The following is a 4,288-nucleotide window of genomic DNA, read 5'->3' on the forward strand; positions in this document are numbered from 1 at the left end:
GGATGTTCACAATCGAAAAAGCTCGCGCCAAAATGGGACGCGCCTACCCAAACCCTTCCAAAGAGTCATAATCACCGTGCAGAGCAACTAGGAGGCGGCAAGCCCCTTCCGTCCTGGCTCAAGATGCATTTCGATGATCGGTCATTACCCACAAGTAGAAACGCTTGATAATTTGGCAAGCTATGGCGCTCGCATTGTTCTGCCAATGAGCCATAGACGCTTGCGTCTCCTAGCACTCTGGTCATCGCTTTCCCGAGCCTACAACCTGACGCTAGGTGCGATTCGAATAAGAACAATCCCCATCAATTGCATTGGCAACGACTCAAAGATTCGATTGCCCCTTGTTTCTGCCATGTTTGCCTTCAAAGCAGAGTTCGAGACTTGCTGATCGCGCGCCTCGCGATCGGGGTCAGCGCACGTTAAGGGAATTCCATGGTAAAGCCGGTTGTGATTGTGGTGGGTGCAGACAAGGGTGGGGTCGGCAAGACGACCGTATCTCGGACGCTTCTGGACTATTTCAGTGCCAACAATGTGCAGACCCGCGCGTTCGATACGGAGTCGCCGCGCGGTACTCTCAAGCGTTTCCATCCTGATATCACCGAGATCGTCGACATGACGACGACCGCGGACCAGATGAAGATCTTCGACACGCTGAACTCAGGATTATCCGTCACTGTGATCGACGTCCGCGCAGGCTTGCTGTCCCCAGCGCTGGCCTCGCTGCGCGACATTGGCTTTTTGGATGACGCGCGGTCCGGCCAGATCACCTTTGCCGTGTTCCATATTCTGGGATCCTCGATCGCCTCGCTGGATGAGATTGCCGAGACCTCGAGTTTCATGAACGGTGCAAAGTACTTCCTGGTGAAGAACTTCATCAACGACACGCAGTTCTTCCAGTGGGACCAGTCAACTTACAACTCTTACTTCCACCGCATCAAGCACGCCACCGATCTCACCATCCCGAAGCTCAACGAGATGGCCTATGAGCAAGTCGAAGTCGCTTCTGTCCCGTTCCTCAACTTCATCGCCAATAAGGGGCGGCATGATGACGCCGCGCACTACTCCTTCGTGCTGCGCGGCTATGTCAGGCACTGGCTCGCCAACGTCTGGAACGAATACGACCGCATCAAATTGACCGACCTGGTTGGCGCCAAGCCGGTGACGCGCGGCGGCGAAAAATAGTCGCCCGTACGGTCGCATGCAAAACTGAATTAGATACACCTTCGCCCGACATAGCTGGCGATGTCAGCCACGCCCGTCTACATCATCTGCTCTCCGAGCCCGCAGGTCGGCAAGACCCTAGTCGCGCGGCTTTTGAGCGAATTCCTGCTCTTGAAGAACGGAGCGGTGCTCTCCTTCGACATCAACCTGAGGGAGCCGTCGCTGCTCGACTATTTGCCTCGAACCACCGAAACGGCACATGTCATCGACACTTACGGCAAGATGCAGTTGATGGACCCGCTGATCCTCAATGACGGGGTGGCCAAGGTGATTGATCTCGGCTTCCACGCCTTCGAAGAATTCTTCAAAATGTGTGAGGAGATCGGCTTCTTGAAGGAGGCGATGCGCCGCCGGGTCACCCCAGTCATCCTGTTCGTCGCCGGCACCGACCGCGTCTCCGCGCGCAGCTACGAGATGCTGCAGCGGCAAATTCCACCGCGGGCGCTGATCACCGTCCATAATGAGTTCGTGTTGCGCGGTGAATTACCGGAAGCGATGGACCGCGGCCGCGTGCTCCGCTTCACCGCCCTGCCGATATTCCTGAAGACCTATATCGACCGGCTGAGCTTTTCCTTCACCGGCTATCTGCGCCACGAGAAGGATTCGTCCAGCGAGCTGCATCAATGGATCCGGCGGAATTACATGATCTTCCGAGATCTCGAATTGAGCGTGATGCTGCAAGCGTTTTGAGCTGCGCGACCTATATGTGGATGGCCCCGTGGCACAGCTACTTCTTGAGGTTTGATCGGATGCTTGCATCATATGTCAGGCCTGCTGGTGCGATCGTTTGATCGCTGGTCAAGATGGCTCCCGATATGCGAGGCTATGGACGAAACAGACGAGGATGCCTGGCCGCCGGATCGTCCGACGCCAGGAGATACAAGCTGTTAATGCCGGGACATTCGGAAAGTCAACCGCGGCGACATAAGGTGCCGATTCCATCCGCCACGCTTTGAGAACGATGGCCTGAGTGATGCCGGCTTTTGCCTTCCGCCGTCAAACCGGCGGTGCAATTCGTGCTGTGCGCTCGCCCACGCGCCCGCTCGGCGTGACCCGGCGGTGCCTATGTCGTTGATCCCAGTTCGTCACGATAGCGCCCTGATCCGTGCAAACAGCGATACTGCTTCGGAAGGTCCAAGTCCGACGACGCCTACAAAACTTGGTGGTGGCACTGGAATATCCTGATTAGTCGGTTTCCAGAGATGGAGGCAATACCGGCTATTATCCACGTATTGCGAAAGAGGCGGATGTAGCTGCATCACACATTCCTCTTCATCCCAAAACAGGTCTTTTGACGAAGCACATCTCTTCCCAATTCGGACAACACCGTAGTGTCGAGACGGAGACATGCTCCCACCCTGGGCGGGCAAGTCCGATGATCTTGAGTTTACAGCCGCAGGGCCCCTGCACAAAGAAGAGACCGCAAGGGCCTGAACCTGGCGCGCTGGCGAACTGGCCATATTGTACACGGCCAGCCTCGAGCTTTTGCCCAATTTGCGCTCTCACGCGCCCTCCTCCGCTTCGCGGATTTTTTTGAAATCGACGTAGACCACGTTGTCCTCCTGCTCCTTCATGGTTTCCCGCCAGGGCTGCTGTGCAACGTCCCAGTGCCGCAGTTCAGCCCGCATTATCTTCTCCATCTCGAACAACCCGCCAAGCAAACCATATATGTAGATGATCTCTCCTTCTCCCTGTCAGCACGCGCGGCCCAGGCGCCGTGTTTTTCTGATGAGCGAGCTAAACACCCTCACCAGCACTTCGGGAACAGTTCTTCGTCTCTCCTTCAGCTATGCCTTAATGCAGGCGGCAGCTTGGCCACGGCTCTGCTCGATACCCCCACGAAGCAACTTCTCATGCTGCGGTTTTGGTTTCAGCATCAAATCTTTCGTCTTTCCCGGTTGCACCGGCTTCGTTCTGAAGCTGCGACAACGCACGGTTGCTGTCGGTCTCGCGATGGGTGGGATCCGACTACTAAAATAAAAGCGTCTTGCCGCATTCTCCTGGTGGCTCAACTTGAGTGAGTCATGTTGAATGGCTCGATCACAGCGCGAGCCTTGCCAGCCACCGCGCAGAGCAGCGCCGCACAGTGCTCATCGATGGCCGCGAGCCCTCGGGATCCACCACCTCTGGTGCGAGACGCCCTGATCCCGACCGAAGCGTGCCGCGGTAGCCCCAGCGGCAGGCACATAACGCGCGCCGTTGAGCCAGCTGCCTTTCGGTAAGCAGCTACTCATCGCGTCTTCCCGCAGAGACTCATGGGTACAGCAGAGAGGTCGCTGCGTCGTGCCACTTCTTTTCACATCGCTTGCTCTGGAATCGCTATCCTCAATAGTGGCGCACCGAGGATCTTTGCGCCGTACTCTGCGTCAGGGCTGATGAAGTGCTTGAGCAGCTCGGCGGGTAATGGGTCCCGAAAGCCGCGTTTATACCGATCTGATGCTGCGTCTCGAGATAGTACCGCTCACCTTAGCCTTTCGTTGCTCGCCGAGCCTGAAACAGTGCCAATGCGTCATCTATGTGGCCAGACTGGTTGAATTTGTATTGAGAGCGTGGATAGCGCTCAGAATCGGCGCTGCACCAAGCGGCTGGGCGGCACCAACCGGCAAGGGAGAGCTTCGGATCCGCAGATGCCTTCCGAAGTGCACGGGTCGGTCGCAGTTTCATACGTCGTCCGTGGGGACGTTATTGCCAATGGCGGATTAATTCACGACGCCCGCGGAGTTGTGAGAACTGACATGGATTTGCGTTTGAGGTTTAGGTGGTGTGGACACTTATCTCAGCCATAAGACGATGGCTGCGAGGGTGACAACAGCGTGGTAATTTCGGGCGGTCTTTTCGAAGCGGGTTGCGACGCGACGGAACTGCTTGAGTTTTGAGAAGCAGCATTCCACGAGATGACGCTGGGCATAGAGATGCTTGTCGAGCGGATATTTGAGCGCACGTGACGGGTTGTTGGGGATGACGGCCAGCGCTCCCTTGGCGGCGATGGCTTGGCGCAAGTGATCGGCGTCATAGGCCGTATCGGCCATGATGACCTCGGCAGGCAGTCCCTCGATCAGGGCCGCAG

General features: G+C 56.9%; 4 protein-coding genes. 2 read left to right on the plus strand and 2 right to left on the minus strand.

What is annotated here, in order from left to right; translation table 11 throughout:
• The first annotated feature begins 432 nt into the window (after positions 1-432).
• On the plus strand, positions 433-1,182 hold the full coding sequence (locus tag K288_RS0142605) for a hypothetical protein (RefSeq protein WP_027584779.1): 750 nt from the start codon (positions 433-435) through the stop codon (positions 1,180-1,182).
• 60 nt (positions 1,183-1,242) lie between these two features.
• Entirely contained in the window at positions 1,243-1,911 is a 669-nt protein-coding gene (locus tag K288_RS0142610; protein ID WP_027584780.1) for a hypothetical protein, read from the plus strand.
• An 812-nt stretch (positions 1,912-2,723) separates the two neighbouring features.
• Here the strand turns inward: K288_RS0142610 and K288_RS55615 are convergent.
• Together K288_RS55615 and K288_RS0142620 are read right to left on the minus strand one after the other, a co-directional pair.
• On the minus strand, positions 2,724-2,849 hold the full coding sequence (locus K288_RS55615) for a hypothetical protein (RefSeq protein ID WP_256378895.1): 126 nt from the start codon (positions 2,847-2,849) through the stop codon (positions 2,724-2,726).
• Positions 2,850-3,992: 1,143 nt separating this feature from the next.
• The coding region (locus tag K288_RS0142620) for an IS5/IS1182 family transposase (protein WP_027584781.1) at positions 3,993-4,288 on the minus strand (296 nt) is incomplete at its 5' end.

This window comes from Bradyrhizobium sp. Ai1a-2 (assembly GCF_000426245.1).
GTDB lineage: Bacteria > Pseudomonadota > Alphaproteobacteria > Rhizobiales > Xanthobacteraceae > Bradyrhizobium.

Bases quoted from the DNA above. Each gene is read 5' to 3' on its own strand.
- K288_RS0142605 (WP_027584779.1), top strand. From the start codon at position 433: ATGGTAAAGCCGGTTGTGATTGTGGTGGGTGCAGACAAGGGTGGGGTC.
- K288_RS55615 (WP_256378895.1), bottom strand. From the start codon at position 2,849: ATGCGGGCTGAACTGCGGCACTGGGACGTTGCACAGCAGCCCTGGCGG.
- K288_RS0142610 (WP_027584780.1), top strand. From the start codon at position 1,243: ATGTCAGCCACGCCCGTCTACATCATCTGCTCTCCGAGCCCGCAGGTC.